Annotated in this window: 14 protein-coding genes; 5 read left to right on the forward strand and 9 right to left on the reverse strand. The window is 70.0% G+C overall.

The genetic code is table 11. The annotated features are described in order from the left end of the window. Nucleotides 1-99: 99 nt before the first annotated feature. Entirely contained in the window at nucleotides 100-684 is a 585-nt protein-coding gene (locus tag AB0J36_RS08510) for a hypothetical protein (RefSeq protein WP_363660348.1), read from the reverse strand. 69 nt (nucleotides 685-753) lie between these two features. Next, nucleotides 754-1182 (reverse strand): VOC family protein, encoded by a 429-nt coding sequence (locus AB0J36_RS08515; protein WP_357170253.1) that lies wholly within the window; start codon nucleotides 1180-1182, stop codon nucleotides 754-756. A 104-nt stretch (nucleotides 1183-1286) separates the two neighbouring features. Here AB0J36_RS08515 and AB0J36_RS08520 point away from each other — a divergent pair, with 104 nt between their 5' ends. Further along, nucleotides 1287-2195, forward strand: coding sequence for an NAD-dependent epimerase/dehydratase family protein (locus tag AB0J36_RS08520; RefSeq protein WP_363660349.1), 909 nt, complete (start codon nucleotides 1287-1289; stop codon nucleotides 2193-2195). On the opposite strand, the gene AB0J36_RS08525 is transcribed toward AB0J36_RS08520, so the two are convergent. Next, a complete protein-coding gene (locus AB0J36_RS08525; RefSeq protein WP_357170250.1) occupies nucleotides 2192-2632 on the reverse strand; it encodes a GNAT family N-acetyltransferase in 441 nt (146 codons plus the stop codon). The genes AB0J36_RS08520 and AB0J36_RS08525 overlap by 4 nt on opposite strands. 226 nt (nucleotides 2633-2858) lie before the next feature. Between AB0J36_RS08525 and AB0J36_RS08530 the strand changes: the two genes are divergently transcribed. After that, nucleotides 2859-6206 carry a GH92 family glycosyl hydrolase gene (locus tag AB0J36_RS08530; RefSeq protein WP_363660350.1) on the forward strand — a complete coding sequence of 1116 codons (3348 nt, stop codon included), beginning with the start codon at nucleotides 2859-2861 and terminating at the stop codon, nucleotides 6204-6206. An 81-nt stretch (nucleotides 6207-6287) separates the two neighbouring features. On the opposite strand, the gene AB0J36_RS08535 is transcribed toward AB0J36_RS08530, so the two are convergent. Both AB0J36_RS08535 and AB0J36_RS08540 read right to left on the reverse strand, forming a co-directional pair. Further along, nucleotides 6288-6728, reverse strand: coding sequence for a VOC family protein (locus tag AB0J36_RS08535; RefSeq protein ID WP_363660351.1), 441 nt, complete (start codon nucleotides 6726-6728; stop codon nucleotides 6288-6290). 13 nt (nucleotides 6729-6741) lie between these two features. Continuing rightward, nucleotides 6742-7629 carry a LysR substrate-binding domain-containing protein gene (locus AB0J36_RS08540; RefSeq protein ID WP_363660352.1) on the reverse strand — a complete coding sequence of 296 codons (888 nt, stop codon included), beginning with the start codon at nucleotides 7627-7629 and terminating at the stop codon, nucleotides 6742-6744. A gap of 126 nt (nucleotides 7630-7755) precedes the next feature. On the opposite strand from AB0J36_RS08540, the gene AB0J36_RS08545 reads away from it, so the two are divergent. From AB0J36_RS08545 to AB0J36_RS08555, 3 genes are all read left to right on the forward strand, one after another. Beyond that, entirely contained in the window at nucleotides 7756-8475 is a 720-nt protein-coding gene (locus tag AB0J36_RS08545; RefSeq protein ID WP_357119338.1) for an SDR family oxidoreductase, read from the forward strand. A gap of 47 nt (nucleotides 8476-8522) precedes the next feature. Next, complete coding sequence (locus AB0J36_RS08550) at nucleotides 8523-9131, forward strand: peptidoglycan-binding domain-containing protein (RefSeq protein ID WP_357119341.1); 609 nt, start codon at nucleotides 8523-8525, stop codon at nucleotides 9129-9131. A gap of 403 nt (nucleotides 9132-9534) precedes the next feature. Beyond that, on the forward strand, nucleotides 9535-10071 hold the full coding sequence (locus AB0J36_RS08555; RefSeq protein ID WP_357119344.1) for a GNAT family N-acetyltransferase: 537 nt from the start codon (nucleotides 9535-9537) through the stop codon (nucleotides 10069-10071). A 16-nt stretch (nucleotides 10072-10087) separates the two neighbouring features. Here AB0J36_RS08555 and AB0J36_RS08560 read toward each other — a convergent pair whose 3' ends face one another. From AB0J36_RS08560 to AB0J36_RS08575, 4 genes are all read right to left on the reverse strand, one after another. Then, nucleotides 10088-10549, reverse strand: coding sequence for a hypothetical protein (locus AB0J36_RS08560; protein ID WP_357119347.1), 462 nt, complete (start codon nucleotides 10547-10549; stop codon nucleotides 10088-10090). A gap of 72 nt (nucleotides 10550-10621) precedes the next feature. Then, nucleotides 10622-13123 carry an FxSxx-COOH system tetratricopeptide repeat protein gene (fxsT, locus tag AB0J36_RS08565; RefSeq protein ID WP_363660353.1) on the reverse strand — a complete coding sequence of 834 codons (2502 nt, stop codon included), beginning with the start codon at nucleotides 13121-13123 and terminating at the stop codon, nucleotides 10622-10624. Next, nucleotides 13120-13530, reverse strand: a complete 411-nt coding sequence (locus AB0J36_RS08570) for a hypothetical protein (RefSeq protein WP_357170226.1) — start codon at nucleotides 13528-13530, stop codon at nucleotides 13120-13122. Before AB0J36_RS08570 ends, fxsT begins: the two co-directional genes overlap by 4 nt. A 127-nt stretch (nucleotides 13531-13657) precedes the next feature. Next, the gene (locus tag AB0J36_RS08575; RefSeq protein ID WP_357170223.1) at nucleotides 13658-14086 is read right to left on the reverse strand and encodes a hypothetical protein; all 429 of its coding nucleotides are present in this window, start codon (nucleotides 14084-14086) and stop codon (nucleotides 13658-13660) included. Nucleotides 14087-14089 lie beyond the last annotated feature (3 nt).

The raw sequence follows: 14089 nt of genomic DNA on the forward strand, positions 1-14089 counted from the left end.
ACACCGGTATCCGGACGAAACCGCAACGCTGCCGGTCGTCGTCCGGGCCCGCCGCAGGCCGGCCAGTCCTCATGAAGCAGGCCCTAGGGGTCCCCGCCGTCACGAGTCGGCGGGGACTCCGCTGTCGAGTTGCCCGATCACCGGCGCCAGCAGATCGTTGAGTTCCCTGGCCAGCACCACGACCGCCCGCCGCGCCGCGGCGGGCACATTGTCGTGGGGACCGTCGGGTGTCGGCGGCAGGCCGTCGAGCGGCAGCGGGGCCTCCACCTGGAGCAGCGCCCGCAGGTACGGGCGGCGCGTCCGGTCCTGCTCGGTGGGCGTGGTGAACTGGCCGAACAACCGCGGCCAGTTCTCCCACCCACGGTCGCGTTGCCACTGCTTGCTCCAGGTCAGCTCCGCGGGCCAGCGGGAGGCCACGGTGACCGCGCAGACCATGCTGCCGTCCCACGGGCTGCGTTGGCAGGTCGCCGAGATGATCCGCCGGTGCCACCGGACGAAGCCGGGCGACAGCTCGCTGGCCACCCGCCAGGCCGTCGCGGCGAACGCGATCGGCGCGAAGTCCCCCCAGGTCTCGGCGAAGTCACCGATCCGGCGGAGCACCTCGGCCTCGTACCGGCCGTGGCCGTCGGCGCCGTGCTCGCGGTCGAACTGCTCGTCCAGCCAGAAGGCGCGCGGTTCCGGCATCCTCGACCCCGTTCTTAACGATCGCGCCCGCCACGGTCACGCGTCGGTCACGCACGGATACGGACGCCTCTATCCCACCATGATGCAGAACGGGTGGCCGGCCGGGTCGGCGTACACGCGCAACGGCTCTTCGGGGTCCTCGATCCGGTCGTAGCGCAGCCGGCCGCCGAGGCGCAGCACGCGCTCGTGTTGGACCAGCAGTTCGTCGACGGAATCCACGGTCAGGTCCAGGTGTAGCTGTTGTGGCACATCGTTCTTCGGCCACGTCGTCTCGGGCAGGCTGTCGACCTGCTGGACCGCGATCTGCGGGCCACCATCCGGGGACCGCAACACCAACCAGTCACGACCGCGCTCGTCGGGTCGGCCGTCCGCCGGTGGCTCGTCGCCGGGCCGGTAGACGAGGCCCATGAGCTGCCGGTAGAACTCCGCCAACTCCCGCGCGTCGGTGCCGTCGAGCACCACCGACGTCAGCCGGGGAACGCTCTCCTGGTCGACCATCCTCGATCACCTCCGGACGCCATTCTGGCCGGGCCACGCTGCCGTCGCATCCGCAGGCGGCACCGTACTTGACACACACCCCGCTGGACAGTGGACGATTCAGCGTGCGAATTCTCGTGGTGGGTGGCAGTGGCCTGATCGGCGCGCACGTCGTGGAGGTGCTGCGCGAGCGCGGTCACGACACGACCTCGGTGGCGCGTTCCGCCCAGCCGGGGGTCGACCACCTGCTCGATGTGGGGTCCGCCTCGATCGACGAGCTGCGGTCGTTGCTCGCCGGTCACGACGGCGTCGTGTACGCCACCCGGACCGACGAGCAGCGGCCGTTGCCGAAGCCGATCTACCCGCAGTTCCGGCGGGAGAACGTCGATCCGGTGGTACGCCTGTTCACCGCCGCCCGCGACGAGGGCCTCACCCGTGGGGTGGTGATGGGCTCGTACTACACGTACTTCGACCGGCTCCATCCGCAGTGGCGGCTCGGCGAGCGGCACACGTACATCCGCTGCCGGCTGGAGCAGGCCCGCGAGGGGCGTGCCGCCGCCGGCGTGGGCCTGCCGGTCGCCGTACTCGAGCTGCCCTTCGTCTTCGGTCGGGCTGGTGACCGGCTGCCGAACTGGGCCGGGCCGCTGGAACGGTGGGCGCGCTCTCGTACCCCTTTGCTGGCGCCGACCGGCGGAAGCGCCGCGGCCTCGGCGCGCAGCGTGGCCGAGGTCGCGGCCGACGCCCTCGAGAGCGCCAGCGGCGCGGACATCCCGGTCGCCGACGAGAACCTCACCTGGCACGACATGCTCGGGCGCATCGCCGAGGCGGTCGGCCGACGCCGCCGGGTCGGCCGGCTGCCGGCCGGCGCGGCGCGGACGGCGCTGCGGCTGGGCGGCGCGGCGCAGGCGCTCGGTCGCAAGGAGTCCGGGATCAACCCGACCTTCCTCGCCGACCTTCTGCTCGCCGAGCTGTTCATCGAGCCGACGACCGGCCGTTCGCTGGACGCCGCGCTGCGCGAGACCTTCCCCGGTTAGCCGGGTGGACGCGCGAGGTACGCCGTCTTGACGTCGGCCGAGAACCCGCAGGCACGGTAGAAGGCGTGGGTGGCCGGGTTCCGCGAGCCGGTCATCAGCATCGCCTTGTAGCAGCCCGCGTCCCAGGCGGCCTGGAGCGTGCCGGCCATGATCTGCCGACCCAGACCGGTACCTCGCCGCGATTCCTCGACGACGACGTTCTCGATCACCGCGTACGGCGACGCCGACCGGCTGAGGTTGGGGATCACGTTGAGGTACGTGGTGGCGACGACGATCCCGTCCAGTTCCAGGACGAACAGCCGCAGGCCTGGTGAGCGGAGGATCTGCGCGAAGGCCGCCCGGTCGGTGCCGTCGTCCAACACCGGATCGTCCGGGTTCAGCTGTCGGTAGAGGCGGATGATCTGCGCGAAGTCGTCGGGCCGGGCCGCACGGAACATGCCGGCAGCGTAGCGGCGACGATGGGCGGGCGCTGTCCGCGCGGGCACGTCCCCCGCGTGACCGATCGCGATCAGGATCTTGACAGCCCTGGGTGGGAGGGGAAGCATCATCGCCGATTAGACAACGTTGTCAAACCCGTGCGTGGCTCCGATGTGGAGTGCGAACGCGTGACGGGTCGCCGCCGCCGAGCTTCGTGCAGACGGTGCCAACCGAAGGGCCAACACTGTGTCAGACACATCGGCGCGCCTGGCGTACACCGCCAAACGCCGAACCCTCGCCGCCGCCACCGCCGTGGCCGTGGCGGCGCTGGCGGCGGTCTCCGCGGGCACACCCGCCGCGGCCGCCGCGCCTGTCCGCCTGGTCACCGACCCCGCCGGGTACGTCAACCCGCTGATCGGTTCCACGAACCTCGGCAACACCTACCCCGGAGCGGTCCGCCCCTTCGGGATGCTGGCCTGGAGCCCGCAGACCAGCGCCGGCAAGCAGACCTCGACCCCCGCGCCCGGTGGCTACGAGTACGGCGCGACCCGGATCCGCGGCTTCAGCCTCACCCACCTCAACGGGGTCGGCTGCAACGGCGGCGCGGGCGACATCCCGATCATGCCGGTCGTGGGCGACGTCAACTCCTCGCCGTCCGTCGACACCTCCGACGCGACGTACGCGAGCAGCTTCTCCCACCAGAACGAGACCGCGCGGGCCGGCTACTACCGGGTGGGCCTCGACAGTGGCGCGTCGGCGGAGCTGACCACCACCCCCCGCACCGGCTCGGGCCGGTTCGGCTTCCCGGCCGACCAGCCCGCCAGCATGCTGTTCCGCACCTCCAACTCGGAGACCGGCAGCACCGACGCCACCGTACGGGTGGACGCCGCGGCCCGGACCGTCACCGGCTCGGTCACCGCCGGCAACTTCTGCGGCCCGCACAGCGAGAACAACCGCAAGTCCCTGTACACGCTGCACTTCACCGCCCACTTCGACCAGCCCTTCGCCAAGGTCGGCACGTGGCAGGACGGCACCCGGACGCCGGACGCCACGACGGCGACCGGCGGCACCGGCCTCGACGCGGGCAACCCCGTGCCGGGCAAGGGGTCCGGCGCGTACGTCACCTTCGCCCAGGGCACCACGACCGTCGGCGTGAAGGTCGCCATCTCGTACGTCAGCCTGGACAACGCCGAGGCCAACCTGCGGGCTGAGAACCCACGGCAGAAGAGCTTCGACGCGGTCCGGTCGGAGGCCGCGGCGGCCTGGCAGCGCGAGCTGAGCAAGATCAAGGTCGGCGGCGGCACCAACGACCAGCTCAGCACCTTCTACACGGCGCTGTACCACTCCATGCTCGAACCCACCCTGACCAGTGACGTCGACGGCCGCTACCTCGGCGCCGACGGCACGCCGCACCGGCTCACCAAGGGCCAGGACGCGCAGTACGGCACCTTCTCCGGCTGGGACCAGTACCGCGCCCAGGTGCAGCTGATGACGCTGGTCAACCCGAAGGCGGGCAGCGACTATGCGCAGTCGTTGTTCAACTACGCCACCCAGCGGGGCGGCGAGTGGGACCGCTGGCTGCTCCAGCACGGCAAGACGAGCGTCATGTCCGGCGACCCGTCGGCCCCGGCGATCGCCGGCATCCACGCCTTCGGCGGCCGGGACTTCGACGTCAAGGGCGCTCTCCGGTCGCTGATCACCGCGGCGACGGTGCCGAACGCCAACGACTCCGACAGCGCCGGTTGCAACGTGGCGTGCGTCGGTCAGCGTCCCGCCCTCGACAAGTACCTGGAGTTGGGCTACGTCCCCGCTGACGGCTGCTCCTGCTGGGGCGGCGCGGCCGAGACGATGGAGGACGCGGTTGCCGACTCCGCGCTCGCCGAGCTCGCCGGGCAGGTCGGCGACCAGGCGAACGAGCGGATTTTCCGCAAGCGGTCGGGCACCTGGAGCAACGTCTTCGACCTGACCGCCACCGCGCAGGGCGGCTACCCCCGCTCCCGCAAGGCCGACGGCACCTGGGCGGAGCGCGACTTCCAGCCCGCCACCGAGAGCGGGTTCGTCGAGGGCAGCAGTGCCCGCTACACCTGGATGGTCTACTCCGACGTCGCCGGCCTGGCCCGCGCCATGGGCGGCAACAAGGTGGCCGAGCAGCGCCTCGACGCCTTCTTCCGTACGCCGGACGGCGCCTTCGACTTCTCGGCCCGCGACCTCACCCGGTACGACCCCACGAACGAACCGGACATGAACGCGCCCTACCTCTACAACTACTTCGGCGCTGCCGACAAGACCCAGCAGACGGTCCGCGCGGTGATGGACCAGCTCTGGGGCAACACCCCCGGCGGCATCCCGGGCAACGACGACGCCGGCACCATGTCGTCGTGGTACGTCTTCTCCGCGCTGGGCATGTACCCGCAGAACCCGAGCCGGGCCGACCTGGTGCTCACCGCGCCGCTCTTTCGGCGCGCGGTGATCGACGCCGGACCCGGCCGCCGGATCACCGTCGACGCCCCGGCCGCGTCGGCCCAGAACACGTACATCCAGTCGGTCAAGGTCAACGGTAGGACGTCGACCCGGAGCTGGGTCCCCGACACCCTCGTCAACAAGGGCGGCACCGTCTCCTTCGTGCTCGGCGACAAGCCGAACACGAAGTGGGGCAGCTCCCCCGCCGACGCCCCGCCCTCGTACGGCGACGGCCGGCGGCCGTACCTGACGGGCGCGAGCCCGCAGACGCTGAAGGTGGAGCCGGGCAGCACCTCGGCGACGACGTACAAGATCCAGGCATTGACCGAGGCTGCCACCACCGCGCGCTGGAAGGTCAGCGCGCCCGCCGGCCTGACCGTCACGCCCAGGCAGGGCGAGTTCAGACTGGCCGGCGACGGGTTGGGCAGCAGGGAGCTCACCGTCTCCGCGCCGGCCGACCTCAAGCCCGGCGCCTACGCCGTGACGGTGACCGCCACCACCACCTCCGGTACGGCACTGCCCACCGTCACCATCCCCGTGACGGTCGCCGTGCGGGACAGCGTGCTGTGGAACCTCAACAACAACGGCATCTCGGCCGACGACACCAATCCGCAGGCCAACTTCGACACCGGCGGCTGGAGCTACTCCGCAACGGCGCTCGAAGCCGCCGGGGTGAAGCCGGGATCCACCGTGTCGGCCAACGGGTTCGACTTCACCTGGCCGAACGTGGCCCCAGGCGACCCGGACAACATCCTGGTCGGCGGCGGCGGTCAGGTGCTCAGCGTCCAGGCGGCGGAGGGTGACACGAAGCTGAGCCTGCTGGGCAGCGCCGCGTTCGGTGCCACCAGCGGCACGGTGACGCTGACGTACACCGACGGCACGACGCAGCAGGCGACGGTCGGCTTCAGCGACTGGACGCTGGGCGGCGGATCCGACCAGCCGTCGTTCGGCAACGTGACGGCGGTGCACACCACGTACCGCGACAAGATGGGCTCGGGGGTCGAGCCGGTGGCGACGTACGTCTTCGCGACGACCCCGATCTACCTGCAGCCGGGCAAGCGGCTCGCGAGCCTGACGCTGCCCACCACCGCCGAGGGCGGCGTCATCCACCTCTTCGGGGTGGCGACGGCCTGACCGAGACACGAGGGCCTGCTTCGCCGCACGGCGGAGCAGGCCCTCATTGGTACGCGCCGGCTGCACGCCGCGCGGTGGCGCTCAGCGCAGCTCCTCGGCCAATCCGACGACGATGCCCTCGGGGCCGCGGACGTAGCAGAGCAGGAAGATGTCCTCGTACCGCTGCACCTCCCCGACCAGTTCCGCCCCGTGGCGGCGCAGCCGGGCGATCGTGTCCTCGACGTCGTCCACGGCGAACATGATGCGGCGAATGCCGACGGTGTTCGTCGGCGCGTCCTCCGGCTCGTGCCGAACGGCCTTCGGCGCGTGGAACATCGCCAGCTCGACCTTGCCGTGACCGTCCGGGGTACGCAGCATCGCGACCTCCTGCCGCACGTCGTCGATGCCGATGACACGCTCCACCCAGCGCCCCTCGACCGGTCCCCGGCCCTCCACCTCCAAGCCGAGTTCGACGAAGAACGCGATGACCGCGTCGAGGTCCTCGACCACGATGAGGACGTTGTCCATCCGCCGGATCGCCATGCTGGTTCCTCCTCTACGTGTGGTCGCCGGGACCGACGTCGCCGGCCTGCCGCGCGGCGATGTCGACGAACTCCCGCACCAGCGGTGACCGGTTGTTCTCGGCCCAGGCCAGGCACACCTGGTTGTCGCTGAGGTCGCCGACGGGCACGTGGACGACGTCCGGCCTGGTATAGAACCTCGCGATCGACAGCGGCAGGATCACCACCCCGGCCCCTGCGGCGACGTGCTCCAGCTTTTCCTCGACGGAGGTCAGCACCGGCCGGGGGCGGGGCTCCGGGTCCGTCGGACGATTCGGCAGGTCCCGCCACTCCGGCACCGCGTCCGGGTCCTGAAGCAGGCGCTCCTGGGCCAACTCGGCGAGGTCGACCGACTCCTTGCCGGCCAGATGATGTTCGCCGGGCAGGACCACGACGCGGGGTTCGGTGAACAGCGGGCGGAGGCGCAGGCCCCGCTGGTCGACCGGAAGCCGCACGTAGCCGACGTCGGCGCGCCCCTCGCGGAGCACCTCGGCCTGGTCGTCCCGGGAGGTGCGGACGACACCGACAGCCAGTTCGGGGTGCAGCTGAGCGATGGCACGGGCCTCGGCCGTGACGATGAGGCCCGGCATGAACGCGATGGTGAACGTCGGCCGGCCGTGCGCCGCCCGCTGCACCCGCCGACCCAGGGCCTCGGCCGAGGCCAGAAGCGGACCGGCGTCGGCCAACAGTTGACGACCGGCCTCGGTCAGCACGGTGGAGCGGCGATCCCGAACGAAAAGCTCGGCGCGGAGTTCGCGCTCGAACGCCCGGATCTGCCGCGACAGGACCGGCTGGGCGATGTGCAGCCGCGCGGCGGCCCGGCCGAAGTGCAGCTCCTCGGCCACGGCCACGAAGTAGCGGAGCTTACGCAGATCGACGTCCATCCGACCCTCCCGTCCAGCACTCACGATACCCGTCGGGCATCACAGCAGCTCAAAGAGGTCTTGGACGTGAGCATCAGTGCCGACGCACCGTAGTGAGCGTCAGCCGAACGATCCGGAAGGACCATCATGACCCTCACCGACCAGCGCGTCGTCGTCCTGGGCGGCACCTCGGGAATCGGGCTCGCGACCGCCGCCCGGGCCGCCCAGGAGGGCGCCCAGGTCGTGGTCGCCTCGCGCAACCGGCACAGCGTGGACCGCGCCCTCGCCGCCCTGCCGGCCGGCACCCAGGGGTACGTCGCCGACCTCGCCGACCCGGCCGACGTGACGCGCCTGTTCCAGGGGCTCGGCCCGTTCGACCACCTCGTCTACACCGCCGGCGAACCGCTCGCGCTGATGTCCGTCGACGCCCTCGACCTCGCCGCCGCCCGTACCGCCTTCAACCTGCGCTACTTCGGTTCGCTGACGGCGGTCCACGCGGCGCTCCCGTACCTGCGGCCCGGCGGGTCGATCACCCTCACCACCGGCACCGCCAATCACCGGCCGAAGGCGGGCTGGTCGGTGGTCGCCGGCATCACCGGAGCGATCGACGCGCTGGTCCGCTCGCTCGCCGTCGAACTGGCGCCGATCCGGGTCAACGCCGTCTCGGCCGGCGTCATCCGCTCACCGCTGTGGGACTCGCTGCCCGACGACACCCGAGAGCAGATGTACGCCCATCTCAGCGCGTCACTGCCCCTCGGCCGCGTGGGCGAGCCCGAGGAGGTCGCCGAAGCGTTCGTCTACCTCCTGCGGTCGACGTACGCCACCGGCACGCTGGTCACCGTGGACGGCGGCACCCTGCTCGCCTGAGAACGGCGCGCTTCGCCTCCCTCTCGCCATGCCAGGACAGGCACCCGATGACCCCCACTGACGTGCTTGATTATTCCGCGCATGTCGGAGCAGGAAAGCATTTACCCCAATCCAGCATTCACCGGGAATGCCCAACACCAACGGAGGCAACTCGCATGAAGTTGAGATCGTTCGCAAGCGCTGCGGCCACGATTGTTGCTCTGACTGGCGGCATGACTGCCTTCGTATCGCCCGCCAACGCATCTGTTTCACAAGGTTACATCAAGGGGATTGACTCGATCAATGACGACTGGGGGGACGAGGGAATACTCAGCACCACCTCTCACTCATACAGTCTGGCCACGGGCCTCTGGCAGCAGGTCCTCAAGGGAGAGGGGCTCTATTCGGGCTCTGTCGACTGCGCCTTCGGACCTATGACAAAGTCGGCAACCGAAGCCTTCCAGTCGCGTTATCATCTACCGATAGATGGCGCCGCCGGCCCTCAAACCATGGGGCGAGCTGACGACTTTCTCAAGTTGGGCACAACCGACACGTATATCGACTATGATCGCGGCATTAACGGTGGGGCGTGGTTCCGTCGCATCGACAGCACCTATCACCTATATCTCAACGGAGCTTGGCGGCCAGCCTCCTATTCGTCAACGGCTGGCTGTTAACCGGCACTTGCTCCAGGTTCTCTTTCCTGGACAATCCGTTGGTTGAGAGCAGCGCGCTACGGTAGCTGTTGTCATCCCGTATGCCGTCGACCCGCCTTTCCGGGGAGCGGGCCTCCGCCCGGTCCGCCACGTCAGGATGGCTTTGACGCACGTTCGGACGCTGGCGGGTCGGGCGGTGGTCTGCTCGGCTTGCCCGGGTCGATGGCAGGCGGGATGGCCCGCGCAACCACCCACGGACCGCAACCCGTCAACGGGGTTGCGCCCCTCGGGCAGACGGCAGGTCGCCGGCCGGGGCGTGACCCTATCCAACGCGTACGCACGATCACGCCCGTGACAGTGGACGCTGCGCCCACCGGGCGCTGCCCCGGCCTCTCGCCTCGATCCCGTATGGGAAGCTGCGGCGGTGACGACGTTCAACATCCGTACCGCCACGCCGGCAGACGACGGTTTCCTGGTCGACATGCTCGTGCAGGCCGTCAACTGGCTGCCCGAGCGCAACTGGTCACGCGAGGAGATCCTGACGAAACCCGAGCTGGCCCACTACATCGCCGGATGGATGCGACCGGGAGACTTCGGGGTCGTCGCCGTGGATCCGGCTGATCGGCCGATCGGCGCGGCCTGGTGCCGACACCTGACCGCCGGCGACCCGGGCTACGGGTACGTCAGTGACGACGTGCCCGAGCTGACCCTCGGGGTGGTGGACTCCTGGCGCAATCGCGGCGTGGGCCGGGCGCTCGTACGCGCGGTGCTGTCCGTCGGAGCCGAGCGCGGCCTACGGGCGGTGTCGTTGAGCGTGGAGCGGGCCAACTTCGCCGCGAAGCTCTACGCGAGCGAAGGCTTCCACACGGTCGAGTCGCTCGACGACGCCGACACCATGGTCGCCCAGCTCGCCGACGGCGCCTCGGCTGACGCCGACCCGTCGGTCAACGAGAACCCCTGACCGTCGACGTCGCGGGCTACTGCCCGGGCCGCGCACCGTCCGGCGCGACCGGCCCGTACACGTGGCGACGCACGAGGTCGTCCCGTTCCAGGATCACGTCAACGACCTGCCAGAACTCAGCGATCCTCGGATGACTCAGCCCCTCTTCCCGGCTGAGCTTGCGCCCGAAGATCGGACTGTCGCCGCCCACCTCGCCACCGTTCACGAGCGTCGCGGCAGGGTCCGGGGAACCGACCACGGGACCGACCCGGCAGCCGAACGTGATGTGGTCGTCGACGCGATCCTGGCCCCACGTCCCTAAGATGGCATCGATCCAGGCCTCGTGAACCCCGTTGTGGTGATAGCAGCTCGCGAAGTAGACAGCGAAGGCGGTGTCGCCCTCGTAGATGTTGGCCCAGGTCCGGTCCGCCTGCGTGTCGCAGCACTGGCACACGAACTCGCGTACCTGGCGGCTGCTCTCATCGATCACGAGATTCACGGCGCGAACTCTAGCGGCACCGAGCGCAGTCCCTCGACGGCGGCAATTCTCGATCAGAGTGCGACGTGACCGTCATCCAGCGACGTCGTCCGCACTGGATCTCCTACGCTGAATCTCCACGTTGATCTCGGCCGCCCGCCGCTGCAACGGCAGCGCCTCCTCCACCAGCCCCAGAGCGCTCAATGTGTACGCCAGGTTGTGCAACCGGAGCGCGATCGTGGGATGCCCCGCCGGCAACGCCGCCTCACTGATCTCCAACGCCCGCCGCTGCAACGGCAACGCCTCCCCCGCCCGCCCCAGAGTCCCCAACGTGTACGCCAGGGTGTCCAATCGGACCGCGATCGTGGGATGCCCCGCCGGCAACGCCGCCTCACTAATTTCCAACGCCCGGCGCCGCAGCGGCAGCGCCTCCTCCGCCTGCCCCAGATCCACCAACGTGCCCGCCAGGTTGTTCAACCGGGTCGCTATGTCGGGGTGTTCGGCCGGCAAGGCCGCCTCACTGATCTCCAACGCCCGCCGCTGCAACGGCAACGCCTCCTCCGCCTGGCCCAGATCCCCCAAGGTTCCCGCCAGGTTGTTCAGTCGGAGGGCGATGTCCGGGTGCCCTGCCGGCAACGCCGCCTCACTGATCTCCAACGCCCGCCGCTGCAACGGCAACGCCTCCCCCGCCCGCCCCAGAGCCCCCAACGTGTACGCCAGGTTGTCCAATCTGGTGGCAATGATGGGGTGCCCCGCCGGCAACGCCGCCTCACTGATCTCCAACGCCCGCCGCCGCAGCGACAGCGCCTCCTCCACCTGCCCCAGCGCCCGCAAGGTGCCCGCCAAGTTGTCCAACCTGAGCGCGATGTCCGGATGCCCCGCCGGCAACGCCGCCTCACTGATCTCCAACGCCCGCCGCTGCAATGGCAACGCCTCCCCCGCCCGCCCCAGAGCCCCCAACGTGTACGCCAGGTTGTCGAGTCGGAGCGCGACTGTGGGGTGGCCCGCCCGCAACGCCGCCTCACTGATCTCCAACGCGCGCAGTCGCAACGGCAGCGACTCGCCCGCCCGTCCCAGAGCCACCAACGTGGACGCGAGATTGTCCAGCCTCAGCGCGATGTCCGGATGCCCCGCGGGCAACGCCGCCTCACTGATCCCCAGCACCCGCTTCTCAGCCTGTAGAGCCTGGCCGTACCTCGCCTGCGTGTAGTGATAGAACGCGACCTGGCCCAGCAGGTACGCCAGGGTCAAATTGACGCTGTCCTCGGGCATGTGGTGATCGAGCGCGTCGACGTGTGGAACAAATGCCCTCCACTGCGGCCAGATGTCGACGTCCTGTGCGGGGTTACCTGGTGGCCGGGCTCCGTCGAGCAGAGCCAGTGCGCGGTCGAGGACTTGCTGCCACAACGACCCGTCAGGATCGGTGGGCTCGTCGTGGTGGTCAACCTGCGTCTGCGTCTGTGCCTGGCTGCGGACCACCGTCTGCACGAGTCGGTGCATGCTGACGGTCGTCTGCGTGAGTGTGACCAGGTTGTACGACGCCAACGCCGCCAACGCCTGGTCGACAGCACCGGCCTGCTCGGCATAACCAGCCAAGATCGATCGTGGGACGTCGTCGGGCGCGTAGCACGACAGTATCCGCAGCAGGTCGATCGCTGCCGGCCGGACTTCGCGTAGCTGGTCGAGGGTGAGGAGCCACACCTGGGCCACCGCGCGCTCCGCCTGGTCCCCCTCGGCGATGGTGTTCAACACCTCGGACGGCTGCGCCCGTAGCCGATCCAGGTAGACCGACACCGGCAGGCGCGTCTGCCTCAGGTAGCCCGCCGCCTGCTGCAACGCCAATGGCAGGTACCCCAACTCGTCGGCCAGCACCGCCGCCGCCAACACATCCCGCTGCTCCCCCGGCTCCAGCAACAGCCGCACCGCGGACTCGCGATCCAGCATGTCCAGGCGTAGACACCCGTCGACAAGCGCCTCCCAGTTCACGTTGCGCCGCGTGGTGATCAACAGGTGCCCGGTGTCAAGCTGCGCCAACAACGGCTCGACATGTGAGCGCTGCTCCACGTTGTCCAGCACGAGCAACCAGCCCGACTGGTTCTGCAACCAACCGACGGCCCATCTCGCGGCCTCCGCGACTGTCGCCGTCAGCATCAGTTCCGGGTTCATCCGGGCCGTCAACGCCGCCAAGCCATTCTCGATCGCCGCCGGGCTGTCAGCGGTCACCCACCACCGCACCGGGTACCGATCACGCCGCTGGTGGGCGTACTGCAACGCCAACTCGGTCTTGCCCACCCCACCCAGGCCATGCACCGCCTGGCAGATCACCCCGCTACCGGCGGACATCACCGCCTCCAATGCGGTCAACTCGTCCTGCCGGCCCACGAACAGCCGCGTCGACGGCTTGGGCAGGTTGTGCAACCGCTTCCCAGTGTCGGGCGCCGTCGACGCCCGGTGCAGCTCGATGCGCCGCGCGTCGACCGTCGCGGCGTCGCCCGTGATGGCGAGCCCGCTGATCTCCCCCGCCGCGATCGACCGACGGCCCTCGGCGCTCACCTGACCAGGCTCCCCCGGGCCGGGGGCATCCCGGTCGCTCATCGAGTCACCTGGCCACCGTCCCCGGTGATCACCACCCCGCTGATCGTCTGGCCGGCGACAGACCGCTCACCCGACGCCGTGATCGTCACCCCCGCCGACGCCAGCAGCTGCGACAACTCGGCGGCCAACCGCGCATCGGCAGCAACCGCCTTGCGGATCTGCCACCGCAACGCCGCCAATCGATCCTCGTCATCCGGATCTTCGGCCACATCGAGTACCGCTGCCTCCACCAACGGGGCTGACTCCTCCCGTCCCAGCAACCGGCGCAGCAGCCGTCCACCCAGACCGACCGTCGCGTCCGCTGCCACCTCCTGCACCCGCGCCACCACACCCGCTCCGTACGCTCCGGCCGCCGCCGCCACGTACGGCACCACCGCACCAGCCAGCGAAGTCACATCCGGATCCATCAGCCCTCGCCCTCCGAGCCAGCAACCAGCGACCTCGATCAGTACCACACCGATGCACGCACCGTAAGGGCGCGGCCTCAACCACCGCGAGTCACCGCAGGAGCTACCCCCGGCGCATCAGGGCTCACTAGGGTGACCAGTGCGGGTCGAGGCTCTTGCCGTGCCCCTGGGGGCATCGTCCGTAGCCGGTGCTGGACACGTTCCAGTGGTGGGAGCAGTACGGGACGTCGCACCGCGCGCACAATCCAGCGTCGTCGTAGAAGCCGGCCGTCGTGACGGCGGCGTACCGGTACGGCGGGGTGAAGGCGTCGACGATGCGCTGCGCCTCTGCCGGGTCCGCCGGTCGTCCAAGCCCGTTGCCCGCCGCGACCCCGGAATACAGCAGCCACCACCGCTGGCCGGTGTGGCGCTTCCGCGCGGCGGCGTAGGCGTCGCGCTGCGCCGACGACCAGCGCTGCCATTCAACCGGCTGGCCATCCGGTGCGACAAGTTCCACGCGGGTGGCCGGACGCCCACACACCGCGCACGGCGGCTCGGCGACGAAGGCTTCAGACATGGC

The sequence above is a fragment of the Micromonospora sp. NPDC049662 genome (genome assembly GCF_040675055.1).
In the GTDB taxonomy this organism is placed as follows: domain Bacteria; phylum Actinomycetota; class Actinomycetes; order Mycobacteriales; family Micromonosporaceae; genus Micromonospora.

Excerpts from the sequence above, each read along its gene's own strand:
- AB0J36_RS08535 (WP_363660351.1), bottom strand. The coding sequence starts at position 6,728 with ATGGCGATCCGGCGGATGGACAACGTCCTCATCGTGGTCGAGGACCTC.
- fxsT (WP_363660353.1), bottom strand. The coding sequence starts at position 13,123 with ATGAGCGACCGGGATGCCCCCGGCCCGGGGGAGCCTGGTCAGGTGAGC.
- AB0J36_RS08525 (WP_357170250.1), bottom strand. The coding sequence starts at position 2,632 with ATGTTCCGTGCGGCCCGGCCCGACGACTTCGCGCAGATCATCCGCCTC.
- AB0J36_RS08540 (WP_363660352.1), bottom strand. The coding sequence starts at position 7,629 with ATGGACGTCGATCTGCGTAAGCTCCGCTACTTCGTGGCCGTGGCCGAG.
- AB0J36_RS08575 (WP_357170223.1), bottom strand. The coding sequence starts at position 14,086 with ATGTCTGAAGCCTTCGTCGCCGAGCCGCCGTGCGCGGTGTGTGGGCGT.
- AB0J36_RS08545 (WP_357119338.1), top strand. The coding sequence starts at position 7,756 with ATGACCCTCACCGACCAGCGCGTCGTCGTCCTGGGCGGCACCTCGGGA.
- AB0J36_RS08550 (WP_357119341.1), top strand. The coding sequence starts at position 8,523 with ATGACCCCCACTGACGTGCTTGATTATTCCGCGCATGTCGGAGCAGGA.
- AB0J36_RS08515 (WP_357170253.1), bottom strand. The coding sequence starts at position 1,182 with ATGGTCGACCAGGAGAGCGTTCCCCGGCTGACGTCGGTGGTGCTCGAC.
- AB0J36_RS08570 (WP_357170226.1), bottom strand. The coding sequence starts at position 13,530 with ATGGATCCGGATGTGACTTCGCTGGCTGGTGCGGTGGTGCCGTACGTG.
- AB0J36_RS08510 (WP_363660348.1), bottom strand. The coding sequence starts at position 684 with ATGCCGGAACCGCGCGCCTTCTGGCTGGACGAGCAGTTCGACCGCGAG.